At 52.0% G+C, this 18,048-nt stretch carries 17 protein-coding genes and 3 pseudogenes; 9 read left to right on the top strand and 11 right to left on the bottom strand.

The features are described from left to right. Nucleotides 1-294: 294 nt before the first annotated feature. Entirely contained in the window at nucleotides 295-1,206 is a 912-nt protein-coding gene (locus tag PAG01S_RS14705; protein WP_062759269.1) for a LysR family transcriptional regulator, read from the bottom strand. A 126-nt stretch (nucleotides 1,207-1,332) separates the two neighbouring features. On the opposite strand from PAG01S_RS14705, the gene PAG01S_RS14700 reads away from it, so the two are divergent. Further along, the gene (locus PAG01S_RS14700; RefSeq protein WP_062759267.1) at nucleotides 1,333-2,712 is read left to right on the top strand and encodes an MFS transporter; all 1,380 of its coding nucleotides are present in this window, start codon (nucleotides 1,333-1,335) and stop codon (nucleotides 2,710-2,712) included. Continuing rightward, nucleotides 2,709-3,104, top strand: coding sequence for a hypothetical protein (locus PAG01S_RS14695; protein ID WP_062759265.1), 396 nt, complete (start codon nucleotides 2,709-2,711; stop codon nucleotides 3,102-3,104). The genes PAG01S_RS14700 and PAG01S_RS14695 overlap by 4 nt, the downstream gene beginning before the upstream one ends. 780 nt (nucleotides 3,105-3,884) lie before the next feature. On the opposite strand, the gene PAG01S_RS14690 is transcribed toward PAG01S_RS14695, so the two are convergent. From PAG01S_RS14690 to PAG01S_RS14680, 4 genes and pseudogenes are all read right to left on the bottom strand, one after another. Further along, nucleotides 3,885-4,394 (bottom strand): hypothetical protein, encoded by a 510-nt coding sequence (locus PAG01S_RS14690; protein ID WP_062759263.1) that lies wholly within the window; start codon nucleotides 4,392-4,394, stop codon nucleotides 3,885-3,887. Then, nucleotides 4,391-4,750, bottom strand: coding sequence for a tlde1 domain-containing protein (locus PAG01S_RS21820; RefSeq protein WP_072014617.1), 360 nt, complete (start codon nucleotides 4,748-4,750; stop codon nucleotides 4,391-4,393). Before PAG01S_RS21820 ends, PAG01S_RS14690 begins: the two co-directional genes overlap by 4 nt. 16 nt (nucleotides 4,751-4,766) lie before the next feature. Beyond that, nucleotides 4,767-5,255 (bottom strand): type VI secretion system tube protein TssD, encoded by a 489-nt coding sequence (gene tssD, locus PAG01S_RS14685; protein WP_062759261.1) that lies wholly within the window; start codon nucleotides 5,253-5,255, stop codon nucleotides 4,767-4,769. 197 nt (nucleotides 5,256-5,452) lie between these two features. After that, a pseudogene (locus tag PAG01S_RS14680) lies at nucleotides 5,453-5,660 on the bottom strand (recombinase family protein); the annotation flags it as partial. On the opposite strand from PAG01S_RS14680, the pseudogene PAG01S_RS21815 reads away from it, so the two are divergent. After that, nucleotides 5,653-5,790 (top strand): annotated as a pseudogene (locus PAG01S_RS21815) (DUF4158 domain-containing protein); the annotation flags it as partial. The pseudogenes PAG01S_RS14680 and PAG01S_RS21815 sit on opposite strands and share 8 nt — an antisense overlap. A 29-nt stretch (nucleotides 5,791-5,819) precedes the next feature. Here the strand turns inward: PAG01S_RS21815 and PAG01S_RS21810 are convergent. The 3 genes and pseudogenes from PAG01S_RS21810 to PAG01S_RS14665 all read right to left on the bottom strand — a co-directional run. Next, nucleotides 5,820-6,014, bottom strand: a pseudogene (locus PAG01S_RS21810) (type II toxin-antitoxin system RelE/ParE family toxin); the annotation flags it as partial. Next, the gene (locus PAG01S_RS14670; protein WP_010670343.1) at nucleotides 6,014-6,274 is read right to left on the bottom strand and encodes a type II toxin-antitoxin system ParD family antitoxin; all 261 of its coding nucleotides are present in this window, start codon (nucleotides 6,272-6,274) and stop codon (nucleotides 6,014-6,016) included. The gene PAG01S_RS14670 and the pseudogene PAG01S_RS21810, both read right to left, overlap by 1 nt. A gap of 317 nt (nucleotides 6,275-6,591) precedes the next feature. Beyond that, a complete protein-coding gene (locus tag PAG01S_RS14665) occupies nucleotides 6,592-7,800 on the bottom strand; it encodes an aldose 1-epimerase family protein (protein ID WP_062759257.1) in 1,209 nt (402 codons plus the stop codon). A 366-nt stretch (nucleotides 7,801-8,166) separates the two neighbouring features. On the opposite strand from PAG01S_RS14665, the gene PAG01S_RS14660 reads away from it, so the two are divergent. The 4 genes from PAG01S_RS14660 to PAG01S_RS14645 all read left to right on the top strand — a co-directional run bounded on the left by PAG01S_RS14660 (nucleotide 8,167) and on the right by PAG01S_RS14645 (nucleotide 11,244). After that, nucleotides 8,167-8,724 (top strand): peroxiredoxin, encoded by a 558-nt coding sequence (locus tag PAG01S_RS14660; RefSeq protein WP_010670341.1) that lies wholly within the window; start codon nucleotides 8,167-8,169, stop codon nucleotides 8,722-8,724. Nucleotides 8,725-8,748: 24 nt separating this feature from the next. Then, entirely contained in the window at nucleotides 8,749-9,990 is a 1,242-nt protein-coding gene (locus tag PAG01S_RS14655) for a protein-disulfide reductase DsbD family protein (RefSeq protein WP_010247150.1), read from the top strand. Between the two features lie 71 nt (nucleotides 9,991-10,061). Continuing rightward, entirely contained in the window at nucleotides 10,062-10,616 is a 555-nt protein-coding gene (locus PAG01S_RS14650) for a sigma-70 family RNA polymerase sigma factor (protein WP_022624309.1), read from the top strand. Then, nucleotides 10,603-11,244, top strand: a complete 642-nt coding sequence (locus PAG01S_RS14645) for an NrsF family protein (RefSeq protein WP_010247152.1) — start codon at nucleotides 10,603-10,605, stop codon at nucleotides 11,242-11,244. The genes PAG01S_RS14650 and PAG01S_RS14645 overlap by 14 nt, the downstream gene beginning before the upstream one ends. A gap of 82 nt (nucleotides 11,245-11,326) precedes the next feature. Here PAG01S_RS14645 and PAG01S_RS14640 read toward each other — a convergent pair whose 3' ends face one another. Continuing rightward, nucleotides 11,327-12,478: an MFS transporter gene (locus PAG01S_RS14640; RefSeq protein WP_022624308.1), complete on the bottom strand. Its 1,152-nt coding sequence runs from the start codon at nucleotides 12,476-12,478 to the stop codon at nucleotides 11,327-11,329. 120 nt (nucleotides 12,479-12,598) lie between these two features. Between PAG01S_RS14640 and PAG01S_RS14635 the strand changes: the two genes are divergently transcribed. Together PAG01S_RS14635 and PAG01S_RS14630 are read left to right on the top strand one after the other, a co-directional pair. After that, nucleotides 12,599-13,369 carry a DeoR/GlpR family DNA-binding transcription regulator gene (locus tag PAG01S_RS14635; RefSeq protein WP_062759255.1) on the top strand — a complete coding sequence of 257 codons (771 nt, stop codon included), beginning with the start codon at nucleotides 12,599-12,601 and terminating at the stop codon, nucleotides 13,367-13,369. A gap of 156 nt (nucleotides 13,370-13,525) precedes the next feature. Next, nucleotides 13,526-13,936, top strand: a complete 411-nt coding sequence (locus tag PAG01S_RS14630; RefSeq protein WP_033769017.1) for a GFA family protein — start codon at nucleotides 13,526-13,528, stop codon at nucleotides 13,934-13,936. A 16-nt stretch (nucleotides 13,937-13,952) separates the two neighbouring features. On the opposite strand, the gene PAG01S_RS14625 is transcribed toward PAG01S_RS14630, so the two are convergent. Together PAG01S_RS14625 and fdhF are read right to left on the bottom strand one after the other, a co-directional pair. Further along, nucleotides 13,953-14,438 carry a helical membrane plugin domain-containing protein gene (locus PAG01S_RS14625; protein ID WP_022624305.1) on the bottom strand — a complete coding sequence of 162 codons (486 nt, stop codon included), beginning with the start codon at nucleotides 14,436-14,438 and terminating at the stop codon, nucleotides 13,953-13,955. Next, on the bottom strand, nucleotides 14,438-17,410 hold the full coding sequence (gene fdhF / locus PAG01S_RS14620) for a formate dehydrogenase subunit alpha (RefSeq protein WP_062759253.1): 2,973 nt from the start codon (nucleotides 17,408-17,410) through the stop codon (nucleotides 14,438-14,440). The genes PAG01S_RS14625 and fdhF overlap by 1 nt, the downstream gene beginning before the upstream one ends. Nucleotides 17,411-18,048 lie beyond the last annotated feature (638 nt).

The following is an 18,048-nucleotide window of genomic DNA, read 5'->3' as shown; positions in this document are numbered from 1 at the left end:
AATAGTGTGCATCAAATGACTGAGCCATACCAGGGTGTGGCGCAGGTCCGGACCTGAAGCCGCAGGCGCTGGGGATGGGATAACAAGACAAGCCCCAGCGCCAGTTTTTAGATTATCGCGCAGCAGTGATTTATCATGACAGGGAATTAAGTAATGCGCCTGCGTTAAACTGAATTGTCATTAGCCAGACAGTAAATATTTACCTTCCCGCCCTGCATAAAATAAAGTTTATGGGATTTAAATCAGTTGAGATAAATTAACGCTTAGCCCATCAGAATAATGTGATGGATACGCCTATTTTCTGCTGGAGTGCGCCAAACGTTCATGCAGGAAATCTATAAACGCGCGTACTTTTTCTGGCACATGACGAGTATTAGGGTAGAGCGCGTAAATTCCCTGACGGGGGAATTGATGATCGGGCAGTAGCCGTACTAATCCACCTTTTTCAATCTCATCCTGTACCAGCCAGGCGGGCAGAATCGCCACGCCAGCACCGGCTAAAGCAAAAGTGAGTAAAGAAGAGGCACTATCAGCCGTGATCATGGCAGGCTGAAATGCGCTCATCAGCACAGACTCGCCTTCGGGCGTGATCACCTGCCAGCTGAGTGGCGTCGATAAACGGCTATGCGCAATCCATTTTGCTGACGCGAGATGTGAAAGATCCCGGATAGACGCTTCATTCAGGCTGTTGAGATAACAAGGTGCAGCGACCGCCAGGATATCAAACTGATCGATAAGGCGGGCGTGATGACTGGAATCGGCAAGATGCCCAAGTCGTATCGCCACATCGAAGCGGCCGGCAATCAGGTCGTCATTTTTTGATGAAGAGACGTGATGTATGCATAACTGCGGGTGTTGGGCTGCAAAGTCAGCCAGGGCAGGGACGATCACACGAGCGCCATATTCCAGAGTGGTTGTGATCCGGAGTGTCCCGCTTAATCCAGCGTGATCACTTCTCACATCCTCTAATACGCTTTCCGCATCCTGAAGAAGCTGAAGGCAACGATGATAAAATCTTTCACCCGTATCCGTGGCTGAAACGCGTCTGGTGCTCCTGATAAGGAGCGAGACACCCAGCTCCTCTTCGAGATGTTTAATATTGAAACTCACAACGGCTTTAGTTAACCCGAGTGTCTGAGCTGCACCTGTAAAACTGCCTGCCTCGACAACTGCGACAAAGATCCCCAGCCGTTGCATATTGATCATCGTAAACTCCGTTAACGACATCTCATTGTCAAAATATCTTTGACAGTGTAACAACAGAAAGTGAATTTATCCCGATAATTTAAGCACCTATACTGCGCGCCTTACGCTGACCTGTCTGGGAAAAAAATGAGCTATCGTGTGCGCGTAGCAAGTGTCTATTTGCTGGGATTTTTTATTGATCTGGTCAACATGTTTATCGCCAATGTTGCTTATCCAGAGATTGGCAGACATTTTGATGCTCCCGTTAGCCAGCTGGCATGGATCAGTAATGGCTACATCTTAGGCCTGACGCTGGTCATACCGCTCAGTAGCTGGCTGGTACGGCGCATGGGCGCAAAACGTCTGTTTATGCTCTCACTTCTTATTTTCATTGCGGGCACCTGTGGTGTGGGGGCATCAACGTCAGTTTCTCAGCTCATCGCCTTCCGATGGATACAGGGCATCGGCGGCGGACTGTTGATCCCCATCGGTCAGACGATGACCTATGCGTTATACAGAAGCAATGAACGTGCGAAGTTATCGTCAGTAGTGATGTTGATTGCATTGCTGGCACCCGCCTTGTCGCCAGCTATTGGTGGAATAGTGGTTGAGAGCCTTAGCTGGCGCTGGGTTTTTCTTGTGAGCCTGCCGCTCGCGGTTGCGGCATTGCTGCTGGCGGGATGCTGGCTCAAAGCAGACAAACCGGCGAACTCATCTGACCCGCTGGACCTGGTGGGTTTAGTCAGTGGTTGTACCGCGCTCACGCTGATCCTTCTCGGACTGACTTACCTGGGCGATGCTGACAGGCTTTATCAGGGGGCGATGATGCTGCTTGCTGGCGTCCTTACTCTGGCGGGCTATGTGTGGGACGCACTTCGAAAAAGCCATCCACTCATTAACCTGCATCTGATAAAGGATCCGCTCTTACACACCGCAATGCTGATCTATCAGTTTATACCAGGCGTGTTCACCGGCGTCAGTATGATCACTATGCTATACCTGCAAAATCAATTAGGTATGCATGCCAGCATTGTCGGCGCGCTCATGCTGCCATGGTCTCTGGCTTCCTTTGCGGCAATTAGTCTGACAGGTAAGACGTTCAACCTCTGGGGACCACGCCCGCTATTTATCACCGGCTGTCTGTTTCAGGCGCTGGATATTGGCCTGCTGGCGCTGACTGGCCAGACATCGGACATCTTAGTCTTTGTACTTGCTTTCGCCTTGATGGGATTTGGCGGCAGCCTGTGCAGCAGCACGGCTCAGAGTTCTGCTTTTATTCACATCACCGACAGCGAACTTGCTGATGCCAGCGCACTCTGGAATATCAATCGCCAGCTCAGTTTTTGTCTCGGCGTTACGCTGGTCAGCCTGCTGTTCAATCTGATTGCGAATAGCGGCATGCCTGAAGAACACGCTTATCACCTCTGTTTTGTTATAGCGGCATTCAGCGCTGTGATTCCGCTTCTGTGCTGTTTACGCATTTCAAATCAGAAGGTTATTTCTATGCTTAAAAGGGACCAAAAATGAACCGTTATTTTAAGGAAGTACTGGACGCCCACGAATTGATTCGCAACTGGCTGTGTAACATAGAAGCACATGATGAGGTTTGTGAGGAACTTTTAGCGCGTTTTAGTCCTGCATATTCCATGGTGACACCGGGCGGTGCCTTACTGGATTTCACGACACTAAATGGGTTTTTCCGCACTCAGCGCGGTGCACGTCCGGGTTTAGCGATTGATATCTGCGACATGCAGATGGTTGCTGAGAGTGAAGGAAACGCCACTGTGGTATATAAGGAGTTGCAGCAGCTTCCGGGTCAGGAGGTCACGCTGCGGTTTTCTACGGTTGTGTTCGAGGTAAATGATGCTGGCAAGGTTTTGTGGCGACATCTGCACGAGACTTCATTGCCTAAGCCATAGATGCTGTCGATTCGCAGTGTGTCAGGGCGCGACGGGTTGAGAGCAACAGCGTGCTCTTAAACCAGCGATCATCGCCGCGGTCTATCCTGAACCGATCGCCGTGAGAGATACAGTGGTGGTGAGGCGACGGCTTTATTGATCGTGAAAATTCCTCACCAGAGGCCGTCATACTCATACAAGGGGCTTCAGCAGGTTGTCTGAAGCGCCCGGATAAGGTTAGCTTAGAGCTTTAGCCTCTATGTTACCGCCTCGCCTTAAGTGCGCATAATCTATCTTATGTTAAATAACGTATCACACATGTACTCAGGTAGCCTAAGTAATCTCAATTCACCCTCCTTCGGATTTTCACTTCAGACACAGGAGGATGTATCGCAACTAATCTGCAAGATTATTTATTGGATGATTACTACGGACGGCACGCTCTGACGTGTACGGGAGCACCCTGCTCAGCGAGAGCTTCCCGACGCCTCCTGTTCAGAGCACAGCGTGATAATATCCCGCGAACCATGTAGCAGCCTCTCTATACGGACTTGGGGTTTAACGGTCAATGATGTAAAAACCAAGTTAGTGAAGTAACTGACTGATATATATAAATATGTACGGTTGGCTCTCGCCCCCCTCTGATCGGGGTTAGCTCTTCTCTCGTTCAGTCGTGGGAATAGGGGTTAAGAACTCCGGCAGGTGCGGCGTTGAAGCTGTTGCGCGTCATCGACGCGTAAACCTGAGTTTGTTCATAAACTACGTGAAGCGTAATACGAAAGCCCCTTTTGGGGCTTTTATTCAATCAAAAACGTATTTATCAACACCCCATTTCATTTTACCCTGTTTTTCTTCGTTGGTTATTTCCTCTACTGACGAATTCATTAAATCAAGACAGGACTTACCTTTACCACCAATTTTTTCAAGATTTAACCTAGCTTTTGAATAATATTTAAAAAATGACTCTCTATCATATTTGTTACTATCAATAACATAAGAACAAATAGAGTCAGTTCCGAACTTATCCCTTAAAAAAGAATGACCTTTTTCAGAAATATTTTTATCAATTACATTCAAAGCATCAAGTGTTTCAGGTGTGGATATGATAAGTGAATGAGAAAGCGCATTTCTTAAATCATTGCTTTTTTCGATGCTAATTTTTTCAGTTAATGATGGGACATCATTTAACGCTTTATGATCACCTCTACTAACACTATTAATAACAATATCTAAATTCAAAGGGTTCGTCGCCATAGCATGGCTGGCAAATGAAAATAATAATGCTAATGTAGCAGTATTAAAGCGCCTCATCTTACCACTTCCAGACGAGTATCATTTGAGTCAAGGATGCGTCTACGTGTTCCCGGCCCCATGATGATACAACCTTCAGAAGCCCACCCCGGAACACCATGAACTCTTTCACCGTGTATACGGAAAGCGCTTCTACCAAAAGTGTTACCGAATGTTTGAACAAGTATAATAGTCATTGGGCCTTTGGATCTCGATTGTCCTGAAATACGATAAGTTCCTTGAGGTAATGGTCCCAATCCTTTCACTTGTTGACGATCTGGATTATTTTTATTAGTCATGCGACCAGAATAACCCTTTTCAATAAAAGAACCATTATGAAAAAGTTCACCTGTACTTTGTTTATAAGTCCATGTCATAGCTAACTCCTTTTATTTACGCTGCTCTTTCTTTCCAGCTATCAGAGTGAATAATATTACCATCGGTGTAATGCCATGTGATTTTTTCATACCCTAAATCAACGCATTCAAGATAATTTTTGTTTTCACCGTAATTATCTTTAATATCATACATTAGAGATGTAATGGATTCGACTTTAACCTTTTCTAAAATAATAGAGAAATAGTGTTCTTCTTGACCAGAATTATTAATGCGGTAATATTTAAACTCTGCTAACTTTAGATTTTTACCAGTAGTTAATGCTTTATATAAATAAGTTGAAGAAGAGTCTATTTCTTTATCAAAACTAATTGGCTCATGAACTCTTGTTCCAGTAATTTTCCCAGTGTTATTATCAGTTGGTAGTTCTATCATATGACGCAAAGCAACAGTTTCAATGCTATGCTCACGACCAGAAACATCAACAGAACCTTTTATCAGATTTCCGGCATCATCATAGAGCCAAAGATAAACGGGTATAGCCATATAAAAACTCCTCTTAATTTAAATCCCATTAGTTATTATATGGGATAAGAGGATATGGTAAAGGAATTTGGTGCCCAACGGTATGAAACTGTACGCTAAGTGTGTTTTTTGAGCAGATCAGGCGAGTAAAGAAAACGAGGGTTTTGTTTACTCTTTCCGTTGATGCCAGTAGCCATTTTCAATATTTTCAGTTGTAAACCGTCGTGTTCGTTCCAGAATACGTTCCCGCTCGGCCTCTGCCACGGCGGCCAGAATCTGAATGACCATTTTCCTCATCGTTCCTTCCGTACTGAGGCCATTCTCCAGAAACCGGATGGCGATCCCTTTTTTATGGCAGGCGTCAACGATATGGATCATGTCAGCGGTATTGCGCCCGAGTCTATCCATTTTGGTACAAATGATGATGGGTTGTTATGCCGCCGAGCCAAATGAGGTTCAGCTGGCGAGGTATTTTCATCTTGATGAGCGCGATCTGGATTTTGTTAATCAGCGCCGGGGCAGACATAACCGCCTTGGAATTGCCCTTAAGCTCACTGATATGCTGATCCTGGACATCGCCCAGCACCCGTAAGTACAACTTCTGACGCTCTGTCCCAGTTCCGGTCTTTCTTTGTAGATAACCGGCGACTCGGCTATCAGCAAGCATTGCTGGTATAGTTCTTCCGTAAAGCTCACCGCGCGCACCGGGTTATCCTGCGCGATATAATCACCGATGGCCTCCATATCCTGTTCTGCCAGAGGCGAAATACCCAGTTTCATTACGCTTTACCACCTTCGGCCTGCCGCCGATATTTTTGCGACAGGCGACCAAATACCTCTTCCGCGTTTTTGCTTTCGCCGCTGTTTATACCTGCGCTGACAGCTGTTTGCAGAGCATCAAGTTTCATCTGCTGCTCCCGTTCTTCCAGTGCCCTGAGGCCCGCACGGATCACTTCACTGGTGTTGTTATATCGCCCGCTTTCAATCTGTTCGCGAATGAACGCTTCGAAATAAGGACTAAGTGCTACGCTGGTTGGCATGATTCCTCTCCCGCTGAGTTACTATCAGTTATTAACTGTTAGTATTTCAGAGTTACTCTTTTCCATCAACTTTCGGCTTAAAACCCTCCCACAGCTATGCCGAATATTTACCCGTGATGTCCAACACTACGATGTTATCGCATTGCCATTATCCATCGCAGGACTGCGCTATTCTCCCGCATCGGTATTGTCATCTCTTGACGGTACAATTAACAATGCCTAATGTCGATTACTGCCGTTATCAGTTGTGGCACAACATAACTGGCTGACCTATAAACTAAAAACCCCAACAATTTAGCTGGGGTTATGATGGGTCGTTACTCTTTCGCTATCGGCGTCTCGCTCACATCAATCTTCGTTTCACCCTGAATGTCCTTAATGCGTTTCTCAACGTCATTAACCTGCTCGCTGCTGTGCAGCAAGGTGTAAGTCAGATCAAATGCCGTACTGGCACCCGGTTGCAGCTGCTTCACGCGTTTTTGTTCACGTTCAATGGTGACCGGATAGGCGTAACTGGTACCAGGTTCGATGCCGGTCACGTAGCCCTGTTTCAGGGTGTCGGTATTTTTCCATAAGGTCAGCATTGGGAGCTGACGCGTATCGAACTGAATGGATGCGCCGCTGTTGCCCGCTTTATTTATTACCGCAGCGACGGTCTGATGATTGCTGTCTGAAAGCGGCTTGATGTTGAACACCATCTCATCGAAGTCTTTGGTCGGACCTTTATAGGTCTGCCACTCTTTTAACCCGGCTTTCGCGTAGTCATTGAACGGGCTGATGCCGGACATCGGCGCCAGGAAGCGTGCGCCCTCTTCCAGAATCGGTTTGCCGAAGTTGCTGTGATAGATGATCTGGTAATCGTGCGGATAGTCGGCATGGTTGGTTAACACATCATGCAGGCTGAAACTGTTGCTGCCTGGCACGTAACGCAGCTCGGTCATGGTCTGCAAATCAGCTTTCTTAAAGGTGCTCTCTTTAATCAGTCCGCGAATACGAATTTCGTGTGGTGCCGCATCTGCCACTTCAACTTCCAGCTGAGAAACCGGCGTATTCCCTGCTTTACCGTGCAGCGTATAGATTCGGCCTTCATCGGTGACCGGATGGCCGGTCCATTCGTAGCCGCAACGCACCATCATCTCGTTGAAACCATCCAGCCAGCCCAGACCGTTGCGGCTCTCAAGATTGATGTAGGCAGGATTGACGACCTCTTTAACCGGTGAATCCCAGCCCATGCGGGTGCCAAAGCCTTCAACACGCAGTAAGTTCATGCCACGTGTCGGGCTTAGCGTAATCGTCAGGCCATCCTCACTGTGGATCGTCAGAATTTTACTGCCTTCCTGCTTGCCGCCATGCAGGACTTTCTGCTCGATGCTGAACGGTTTGCTCTGAGACTTCAGCTCACTACTCGAAATCTTCCAGTTTCCTTGCTCAGTGCCCTGTTCAGCACTCGTCAGCACCCAGGTTTTTGCCGCTGCAGAGCCTGAAACCAGCACTGCCAGTACCGTTAACGCCAGTTTAATCTTCATCCTTCACCCCATTAGCTGAATCGTTTTTTCATTCCGTAAGGGAAATTTACTTAATGGGACTGAAGATAAACGTGATGATGCTCACCTGTTGGGAAAAGGCAGTGACTCAGACCTATTATTGTGGGCCAAATCACAGTGATTACGGCCAGAGAGGAATAACTACATCGAATCGGGTGAAATTTGCTGACATTAGCTTTATTCGATTCAGCTCAAAATGAAGGATCTGATAAAGGATGGCTGGTGAAGCACCATAAAAAAAACATAAAAAAAATTCCTCAACTGCGCAACTTTTCCCATTTCTAAACGAACCTCTTATCAGGGACGTCAGACAACTCCGTCTGTTCGTCAATGGAGAGAGTAAAGCCAATGAAAAACACCCTGAAAACCCTGGCCGTCGCTACGCTGCTGGCACTGAGTGTTCCGGCAACATCTGCTTTTGCAGCGCTACAGGTCGGTGAAAAAGCACCGGACTTTAAACTGGAAGCCGCACTGGCCGGTAAATCGACCACCTTCTCATTGCAACAGGCGCTACAGAAAGGCCCGGTTGTCCTCTACTTCTTCCCTGCTGCTTTCAGTGCAGGCTGTACGCTGGAAGCACACGATTTTGCTGAAGCGACTGATGAATTTAAAAAGCAGGGTGCGACCGTCATTGGCGTGACGGCGGGCAATACCGATCAGATTGCGAAATTCTCGCAGCTTGAATGCCGTGACAAATTCACCGTCGCAGCCGATCCCGGTGCCAAAGTGGCGGCAGAGTATAAGAGCACCATGGAGATGAAAGGTCAGAAGCTTTCAGACCGTACCTCATACGTGATTGCGCCCGATGGCAAAATCCTGCTGAGCTTCACCGATAAAAATCCTGATACGCACATCCAGAAAGCGATGGATGCCGTTAAAAAATACCGTCAGGCCAATCCGGCATAACTTCATCTTCAGAGCAGGTACATCATGCTGACTGCGATTGCAGCCGCCTTCCTGGGCGGCATTATTCTGAACCTCATGCCCTGCGTGTTTCCGGTGATCTCGCTGAAAGCACTGAGCCTGATCCGCCATCACGAATCACCTTCCCACGCCAGAGCCGAAGGGCTGGCCTTTCTGCTGGGCGTAGTCGTGACGATGGTCGCTCTGACCGCGGTTCTGTTGCTGGCCAGGGCGGGCGGTGCATCGGTGGGCTGGGGATTCCAGCTGCAATCGCCGCTGGTCATCGCCGCGCTGATTCTGGTGATGCTTGGGTCGGCACTGAACCTGCTCGGTCTGTTTGAAGTAGGATTATCGGTACAGCGGGTTGGCGAAGTGGGAGGCGATCGCGGTGGTTTAGTCGGTTCAGCTCTGACTGGTGCGCTGGCCATCATTGTCGCGACTCCCTGCAGCGCGCCCTTTATGGCCAGCGCAGTAGGCTATGCGCTTACCCAGCCTCCACTGATCAGCTTGGTGATCTTTATTTCACTGGCGCTGGGCTTTGCTGCGCCCTTCACCCTCATCTCATTCTTCCCGGTGCTGGCGCGAATTTTGCCAAAACCGGGTGCCTGGATGATCACCTTAAAGCAGGGGCTGGCGTTTCCCATGCTGGGCGCGGTGGGCTGGCTGATCTGGGTACTTGAACGTCAGGCGGGATCGGCGGCGCTGGCTGCCATTCTGGCCTGCTGTTTACTGTTTAGTTTCGCCGCCTGGCTGTATGGCATGGCGCAGAAACGCCGTATGATGGGACAGCGTCATTGGGTGCTGCATGTGGCGACCGCATTCTTCCTGGCGCTGGTCGTAGTGCCGTTACTGAACCTGAACAGGTTTGCCGAAGCTCCGGCTGAAACGGCAACCGCCTCACAGGCTGCCGCCGCTGTGGCCTGGTCGCCCCAGAACGTTGATGCCATCAAAGGTCAGGGCAAACCAATACTGGTGAACTTTACCGCATCATGGTGTATTACCTGCCAGGTTAACGATCGTACTTCGCTTTCGACGCAGGCGGTAAAAGCGGCGATGGCGCGAACCAACACCATTTATATGGTCGCGGATTCCACCAAATACAATCCCGATGTTGAACAGGCGCTGAGCGATTTCGGACGCGGTGGATTACCGCTCTACGTGGTCTATCCGGCTGACGGCGGTAAACCTGAGGTGCTGCCCCAGGTGCTGACGCCTGGCATTGTGATTTCAGCGCTGAATCAGGCAACAGAAAAAGGAAATAAATCCTGAGATTACTGATGAAACGATTGCCTGGCGCGTGGCCAGGGCGCGGCGACAGCGTGCTGAACTGCTGATGATCGATGCCAGAAACTGATCAACGCGCACAGCAGTGGCCAGCATTAATGGCCCGGGCGCAGGCGGGTGACAGAGCTGCCTATAACCAGTTACTGAAAGCGATGGTTCCGGCCATCCGGGCACTGGTATGCAAAAAAATCCGTGATGAGGGACTGGTTGAGGATGTCATTCAGGAGACGCTGCTGGCGATTCATCGGGTGCGGCATACTTACGATCCGCAGCGTCCGATACTCCCCTGGGTTGCTGCCATCGCCTCTGCCCGGGCCATAGATGCGCTGCGCCATCGCGGCCGTCGCCAGGAAGTACAGGATGAGGAAGAGCTGCAACGGCAACCCGCTGCAAGTGCAGAGTCCTCAGCCGATACAGATATCCTCTCCGGGTATCTGGATAACCTTCCGCAGCGCCAGCGGGAGATCGTCGAATCCGTGCATCTGCGCGAGCAGAGCCTGGCGCAGGCAGCAGCTGAAACCAATCAGTCGCTCTCTGCGGTTAAATCTCTGTTGCATCGCGCAATGGTCAACCTTCGTAAATATGGACGGGGTCATCATGAGAAATCATGACCAGTTAATTAATCAGCTCAGCGCGTCTGCCCAGCCGGTGCAGCGCGTCTGGCCCACCGCCTGGCGCGTTGCGGGCTGGATTGCCCTTGCCCTGCCCTGTGGCGCGCTGACCAGCTGGGCATTTCACAGCCGTTTCACTGACTGGTCGCAGCCTGGCGCGTTTTTCGCGCTGGTTGCCCTGCTGCTGTCACTCATCATCGCGGGCAGCACGCTGGCGGCAGCCTTTACGCTGAGTATTGCAGGCAGAAAACCGATCAGCCTGCGCTGGCCGCTGCTGATGGCGATGATGTGGCTGGTTCTGAATCTGATCAATATGTCATCTTCAGCACCGCCATCGGGCGCGAACCGGTTGGGTGAAGGGATGCACTGCTATCTGTTTATGCTGTCGGCCAGTGTCCCGATGATGCTGATGTCCGTGTTCGCCCTGCAGCGCACCCGATCCCTCTATCCGGCGCGCAGTCTGGCGCTGAGCGGCTGCGGCAGTGCGTTTACCTCATCGATGCTGCTGTCGTTGTGCCACGATACCCATCTGCACGCCATCGATTTTTCTATGCATCTGGCTGCGGGCATCACCATCGTGGCGCTGACGGTGCTGGCAGGCCGCCGCTGGGTCAGGCTGGGAGAGTAATGGCACGCCGCTTCCGTTCCTCCTGAAGATGACTCCGCGCCCCGTTCAATGAAATTCTGTCAGGAGCGCGGATTGGGTAATTTTATGCATTCTCCCCCGCGCGGCTACGGCCCAGATCCAGGGTCAGAGAGACCGCACCGACAACCAGCATCAGCGCCATAATCAGTGAAAACGAGAAAGCGAGATGTGTGTAATGCGCCACGTAGCCAATCACGGCTGGCCCGCTCAGGACCCCCAGATAGCCCAGAGTAGTAATGGCAGGCACGGCGACCGCCTGCGGCATCACCGTCTGACGTCCGGCGGCGGAGAACATTACCGGCACGATATTGGCGCAGCCTGCGCCGACCAGGGTGTAGCCCAGCAACGCCATCGGCCAGGAGGCGATAAAGGTCACCATCGCCATGCCAGCGGCGGCAATCAGTGCGCCGCCCAGCACAACCGGTAAACGTCCCAGCGATGAGATAATCCGATCCCCGGTCAGACGCGCCACGGTCATCGCAATGGCAAAGCAGGTATAGCCCAGTCCGCCCAGTGATGCCGGAATGGCCCGGACGTCGGTCAGATAGACAGCACTCCAGTCCAGCACGGTGCCTTCGGTCAGGAAGACGGCAAAGCAGATGATGCCGATAATCAGTACGCTGCCGCGCGGAACAGCAAATACCGGGCCTTCAGCGGGGTTCGCGTAGGTCAGTAAGCCCGGTGCGCTGACCAGCGTCATGATAATCACCGCCGCGACCGCCAGCAAACAGCCGGTCAGCACGCTAAAACCCATCGCCAGCAGCAGCGTCATAAAGCCCGCCCCGGCAATGCCGCCCACGCTGTACATGCCGTGAAAGCCTGACATGACTGGCTTTTCCGCCTGCTTCTCCACCAGAATCGCCTGGATGTTCATGGCGCAGTCGGTCACACCGATGCCGACGCCAAAAACCAGCAACGCCAGCGCCAGCAACAGCGGGTCGCTGAGCACCGACAGCCATGGCGTACTGATGATGACCAGCGCGACAGCGACCAGAATCACCCGGCGGCAGCCAAAGCGGCTGGTCAGCCAGCCCGTCACCGGCATCGCAATCAGCGCGCCGACGCCAAGACAAAGCAGCAAGGTGCCGAGTTGCGCCTCATTAACGCCGGTATTGCCGCGGGCGAAAGGCACAATCACCGCCCAGGTCGCGGTTATAAATCCGGCTATAAAAAAGATGATGCGTGTTGCCAGCGTGGAAGAGACGTTATTAGCCATTGCATTCCTTTGTGGGATGTCGGGGAGAGCTGACAGGACCGAGAGATCGCTATTGACTCCCTGCCCGGCAGTGAACGATTATGCTCACTATAGCTCGATTGTGAATATTTTGAGGTTTATATGCTCGATTATGCAGCTTTCCCGCAGCAGCGACAAGCGCTGATTCGTGAGATATTGCAGGACAAAGGACGGGTGGTCTGCGCTGACCTGGCACGGCAATTGGCTGTATCAGAGCACACTATCCGCCGCGATCTCCATGAACTCAGTAAAGAGGGTTTATGTAAAAAGGTCTATGGCGGTGCGGTGTTACAGCTTCAGGAGGCGGGCAGCTTTGTCAGCCGGAAAGCTCACGATCACGCAGCAAAAGCCCTGATCGCGCAGCGCTGTGCCAGCCTGGTGAAAGCCAATAGCTGCATCTTTATTGATGCCGGTACAACCAATCTGGCGCTGGCACAGGCGCTATCACCAGATTTGAATATCACCGTCGTCACCAATGCACCCGATATTGCTGTGCTACTGATCAACCATCCTGCTGCGGAGGTGATTATGCTGGGCGGGCAGATACAGAAGAGCACCGGCGGCGCGGTCGGGCAAACCGCGATCAACCAGATCCAGGGGATTCTGTTTGATCAGGCGTTTATTGGCGGCTGTGCCATGAGTCCGGAGGCCGGTCTGACCGGTTTTAACTATGCGGATTGCGAATTCAAGAAAGTTGCCATGGCGCAAAGCAATCAGGTCATTGTCGGGCTGACAGCGGATAAAATCCCTGCCGTAGCGCGATTCAGCGTGGCGAAATGCCATGAAATTTCAACGCTCGTCGTGGAAGAGAAGCTCGATAAAGAACTGCTTGAGGCGTTTGAAGCGGAAGAGATGACGCTTATTACTGTCTGATACGGGGTGATTAAATAAATCGTGTCGCAGACGAACCCGATGAACGCACCCTGCCCTGGCTGTGCTAATGGTCGACAAATCCGCACCCGATGCTGCCAAATCCCAGGCTTTGGCGTAGGCTGAAAGCTGGCTGGTTTCACTACACAGGAGATCACGATGCAAAATGAAATGACAGCACAATGCCACTGTGGCGCGGTGGCGTACCGGGTGACGCTGAAGGATGGATTTAATACGGTGCGCCGCTGCAACTGCTCGTTTTGCCGGATGCGCGGCGCGGTGGTGGTATTTGCGACAAAAGTGGAGCTGACCCGCGGTGAAGCGCAGCTCACAGAGTATCGTTTCAACAGCAAAGAGGTGGGCCACTACTTCTGTTCCGTTTGCGGCATTTACACCTTTCATCAGAGCCGCTCACAGCCCGATCAGTTCGGGGTGAATGTCGCCTGCCTTGAGGGGGTTTCGCCGTTTGATTTCACCGATGTCCCGGTCTCCGATGGTATCAATCATCCAAAAGATGGCGGCGCGGGCGGTGTAGCCGGTCATCTGATCTACACCCCCACGCAATCCTGAACGATCGCAGGCTGAACTACTCCCGTGTGGGCTTGCCACTGAAGCGGGTAATCGGCTTCTGCTCTTCACGGTCGATCTGTTGTGAGAAGACTTCAAGCGCCGCGAAGATGGGGCGCAGTCCGCGCCACAGATCCTCATCATTGAGTAACCGGATAATGCCGCGGATGCCCGGCGCGGCTTTATCCTGACGGGCCTCATCGCGCGCTGGTTTAACGGCCATCGCGGCATCGCGAACGGCCAACAGCAGATGATTAAACCGTTCTGGCGGCACGCTGCCCAGCGTCATCATCAGTAGCGAGAGATTCTGCAGCGCGTTCTGCGTACCCGGCTGATTAAGGCCCGAAACCAGGATTTTCCCCACCTCGCTATTTGATTTAACCAGGTCGTTCGCCAGCCGCAGAAAACCGTGCTGGTGAAGATTTTCGATTAGCTCATCCATCGCCTCCCGGGCGGTCGGCTCGGTAGGTGTTGGCGGGACCTGATATTTCATCCGTTCTGCCATTAGAATTTCTCCGGTTTTTCGACATGTTCAGGCGGTTCCCGATAGCCAGCCTGCTGCCATTTTTGCTCTATCGGCAGGTGATCCAGCGGCGTACGACTGCCGTGACGGAAGTTGTGTAGTGGCACCGGATTAGGCTGCGACCGGCGATCAACGCGCTTCATATTTACGGCAATCTCTTTATAAGCCGGTGTGTTGACGTCGGGATCGTGATGTTCGCCGGTCAGGGCGTTGACGCCATCTTTGCCATGATGAATTGGCATAAACAGCACGTTGCCTGCCACACGCTCAGTGATCACAACAGGCACATCCAGCGATCCGCGCCGCGAGGTAATGCGTACCCACTCTCCTTCGTTCAGCGCGCGCTCGGCGGCCAGCTCCCGTGAGATCTCAACAAAGGCATTTGGCGACAGCGACATCATGCGGCCACCCTGCCCGGTCTGATTCATCGACTGGAAATGCTCCAGCATCCGGCCATTATTCAGCAGCAGATTATACTGTGAATCCTCCTGCTCCGCGGGCGGCTGCCAGCTCAGCGGATAGAGTCGAGCTTTGCCATCCGGGAAATTAAACCGTTCCGTGTAGAGTCGCGGCGTGCTTTCGCCTGCAGCGCTGACGGGCCAGAGCTGGGACTGCCAGCCGACCAGTTGCTCATAGCTGACACCCGCGAAAATCTCTGCGATGCCTGCCGCTTCCGCCATAATCGCGCCTGGGTTCGGGTAATGCCACGGATGACCGAGACGGGCGGCGAGATCGGTAAAGATCTCCCAGTCGGGCCGACAATCACCCAGCGGCTTCATGGCGGGTGAAAAGTGCTGGATCCGCCGCTCGGTGTTCACAAAGGTGCCCTCCTTCTCCACGCTGGGCGCACCGGGCAGCACCACATCGGCAAATTCGGCAGTGCGTGACATGAAAATGTCCTGTACCACCATAAATTCCAGCTTGCTGAAGGCGGCATGCACCGAAGTGGCATCGGCATCCGCAAACGCCGTCTCTTCACCGGTGATATACATCGCGCGAATTTTGCCTTCACCGGCCTGCTGCACCATTTTGAAATTATCAGCACCAGGCTGATCGGAAAGCGCTTCAGGTGAGACGCCCCAGGCGCGCGCCCATTTTTCGCGCACCGCTGGGTCAGTGACTTTTTCATAGCCTGGATAGAGATTACTGAGGCAGCCAAAGTCGCTGGCGCCCTGTACGTTGTTGTGTCCGCGCATCGGATAACCGCCGGTGCCAGGTCGGCCATAGTTGCCGGTGACCAGCAGCAGGTTCGACAGCGCCGTACTGGTGTCTGCCCCGTGGCTGTGCTGGGTAATTCCCATCGCCCACAACACACAGGCGCTGCCCGCCTGGCCGATCATTTCCGCTGCTTCAATCAGTTCTGATTCACTCAGTCCACATGTCTCACTGGCAAAGGCCAGCGTAAAGGGAGCGAGTGAGGCGCGGTACTCATCAACCTGGTTGACCCGCTGGGCCAGAAAAGCCTCATCCGCATAACCGTGATCGAACATATATTTTGCCATCGCCGAGGCCCAGACCAGGTCAGTACCCGGTCGGATACGCAGATAGCAGTCAGCACGTTCCGCCATTTCATGACGGCGCGGATCAACGACCAGCAGTTTCTGACCGCGATGTTTGTGGCTCTGTTTGATGTGAGAAGCAATGACCGGATGGTTCTCGGCCAGGTTGCTGCCGACCAGCACGATCAAATCGGTCTGTTGCAGATCCTCAATCGTCCCGGCATCTCCGCCGTAGCCCACCGTGCGGAACAGCCCTTCTGTGGCCGGGTTCTGACAATAGCGCGAGGAGTTATCAACGTTGTTGGTGCCAAAAATTAAACGGGCGATTTTTTGGGTCAGATAGGCTTCTTCATTGCTGGCCTTGCTGGAGCCGATAAAGCCAATCGCATCGCCTCCATAATTCTGAGCGATACCCTGTAAACCTTCGGCTACCCGCTGCAAAGCTTCATCCCAGCTGGCGGGCCGGAAACGACCATTCTCGCGGATCAACGGCGTAGTCAGGCGCTCCGGGCTGTTGACGAAGTCCCAGCCGAACTTACCTTTAACGCAGGTCGAGATGCCGTTGGCTGGGGCTTCGGCGACCGGCTGAACTTTCAGGATATGGCGGTCGCGGGTCCAGATCTCAAAGCTGCAGCCTACACCGCAATAGGTGCAGACGGTTTTGGTGCGTTTGATCTCAGACTGGCGCAGCGCCACATCGATTTTCGAAACGCCGGTAATCGGCTCCATGCCGATGCTGTTTTCAAGCGTTTTAACAAAGTCGATCAGCGGACGCTTCAGCCCTTCATCCATCGCAGTGAACGGACCCGCATCGGGCTGCATGGTTTTTTCGAGCAGCGCATTGCACGGGCAAACTGTGACGCAATGTCCGCAACTGACGCAGCTGGAACCGGCGATTTCCGTTCCGCCATCCCAGAGCACGCGAGGATGCGCCTGGGTGTAGTCAATCGACAGCGTCTCATTGACCTCGACATTCTGACACGCCTCGACACAGCGACCGCATAAGATGCACTGGTCAGGATCGTAGGTGTAAAACGGATTGGAATGATCTTTTGCGTAGGGCTTGGGCTCATGAGGATAGTACTGAATCGGAATGTGCATATCAGCCACGGCATTATGCAGCGTGCAGTCACCGGTATTGTGTTCACAGACGGTACAGTAAAGCTCATGACGGTTGAGCAGCCGATCCATTCCCTCCTGCTGCGCGGCCTTAAGCGCACTGCCTTCACTCTGCACCTCCAGCCCCTCTTCAGTGCGGAGCGTGCAGCCGCGAACCCGCTCGCCGTTGGCATCTACCCAGCAGACATCACAACTTTGCAGTGGCGGCAACGCCGGGTGGTAACAGACATGAGGTAGTTTTTTCCCTTGAGCATCCAGAAAATCGATTAGAGGTTGATCAGCTAACCCTTTTAACCGTTCACCATTGTAGATAATGGTGCAGTAATTTTGACTCATATAAGCCTCATGACGACATTGCGACGAGCTACCGAATGTAAAATCTCCCTCTATTTAAAGGGTTGCTTCACAAGCTTAGTGAGGATTAGCAGCCACGCCATGAATACCGCTACGCTTATCAAGGTTACTTGCTGACAGACAAGGCTTTTTTAAATGTAATGACTTTTTACCGGATAAAAACGGGTCAGCTTTTACCCGGCTGATAGTGAGAAACTGGCACAGAGGCTTCGCGTTGATAAGCATTTGCCGCACAATGGTGAAGTTTAGGGTTAATAATCAAACATAATGTATGTTGTAACTATATAATCAACTAGCTTATTTCGCTATAAGACGCAGGGTAAAGATCGGTACGCTTATCAATCCGTCGTTTTGCCCTCAGGCAAATTAATTATCAGGACCGCCGCGAGTTAACAGACTACTTGTGAATTAATTACGTACCGCCACTAACTTATTCCAGTACATATCAGGCTGAAACGATTTAATCTGGATAACGGGTTTATGGATTATTTTAGCTATTAAACGGGACTATTCTCCTGCCCGTGAGTGAGCGAACAATTTATGGCATAGCTATGTCGATCAAATGACAGTTATCAGCATTTACGCCCAGAACAGTGGCGCTCCACCCCAGAGTTGACGCT

It is taken from the genome of Pantoea agglomerans NBRC 102470, from assembly GCF_001598475.1.
Lineage (GTDB): Bacteria > Pseudomonadota > Gammaproteobacteria > Enterobacterales > Enterobacteriaceae > Pantoea > Pantoea agglomerans.
The sequence above is the reverse complement of the archived record's forward strand: the minus strand, read 5'-3'. Positions and strand labels throughout refer to the sequence as shown.

Bases quoted from the DNA above. Each gene is read 5' to 3' on its own strand.
- PAG01S_RS14705 (WP_062759269.1), bottom strand. From the start codon at position 1,206: ATGATCAATATGCAACGGCTGGGGATCTTTGTCGCAGTTGTCGAGGCA.
- PAG01S_RS14700 (WP_062759267.1), top strand. From the start codon at position 1,333: ATGAGCTATCGTGTGCGCGTAGCAAGTGTCTATTTGCTGGGATTTTTT.
- PAG01S_RS14695 (WP_062759265.1), top strand. From the start codon at position 2,709: ATGAACCGTTATTTTAAGGAAGTACTGGACGCCCACGAATTGATTCGC.
- PAG01S_RS14690 (WP_062759263.1), bottom strand. From the start codon at position 4,394: ATGAGGCGCTTTAATACTGCTACATTAGCATTATTATTTTCATTTGCC.
- PAG01S_RS21820 (WP_072014617.1), bottom strand. From the start codon at position 4,750: ATGACATGGACTTATAAACAAAGTACAGGTGAACTTTTTCATAATGGT.
- tssD (WP_062759261.1), bottom strand. From the start codon at position 5,255: ATGGCTATACCCGTTTATCTTTGGCTCTATGATGATGCCGGAAATCTG.
- PAG01S_RS14670 (WP_010670343.1), bottom strand. From the start codon at position 6,274: ATGCCAACCAGCGTAGCACTTAGTCCTTATTTCGAAGCGTTCATTCGC.
- PAG01S_RS14665 (WP_062759257.1), bottom strand. From the start codon at position 7,800: ATGAAGATTAAACTGGCGTTAACGGTACTGGCAGTGCTGGTTTCAGGC.
- PAG01S_RS14660 (WP_010670341.1), top strand. From the start codon at position 8,167: ATGAAAAACACCCTGAAAACCCTGGCCGTCGCTACGCTGCTGGCACTG.
- PAG01S_RS14655 (WP_010247150.1), top strand. From the start codon at position 8,749: ATGCTGACTGCGATTGCAGCCGCCTTCCTGGGCGGCATTATTCTGAAC.
- PAG01S_RS14650 (WP_022624309.1), top strand. From the start codon at position 10,062: ATGCCAGAAACTGATCAACGCGCACAGCAGTGGCCAGCATTAATGGCC.
- PAG01S_RS14645 (WP_010247152.1), top strand. From the start codon at position 10,603: ATGAGAAATCATGACCAGTTAATTAATCAGCTCAGCGCGTCTGCCCAG.
- PAG01S_RS14640 (WP_022624308.1), bottom strand. From the start codon at position 12,478: ATGGCTAATAACGTCTCTTCCACGCTGGCAACACGCATCATCTTTTTT.
- PAG01S_RS14635 (WP_062759255.1), top strand. From the start codon at position 12,599: ATGCTCGATTATGCAGCTTTCCCGCAGCAGCGACAAGCGCTGATTCGT.
- PAG01S_RS14630 (WP_033769017.1), top strand. From the start codon at position 13,526: ATGCAAAATGAAATGACAGCACAATGCCACTGTGGCGCGGTGGCGTAC.
- PAG01S_RS14625 (WP_022624305.1), bottom strand. From the start codon at position 14,438: ATGGCAGAACGGATGAAATATCAGGTCCCGCCAACACCTACCGAGCCG.
- fdhF (WP_062759253.1), bottom strand. From the start codon at position 17,410: ATGAGTCAAAATTACTGCACCATTATCTACAATGGTGAACGGTTAAAA.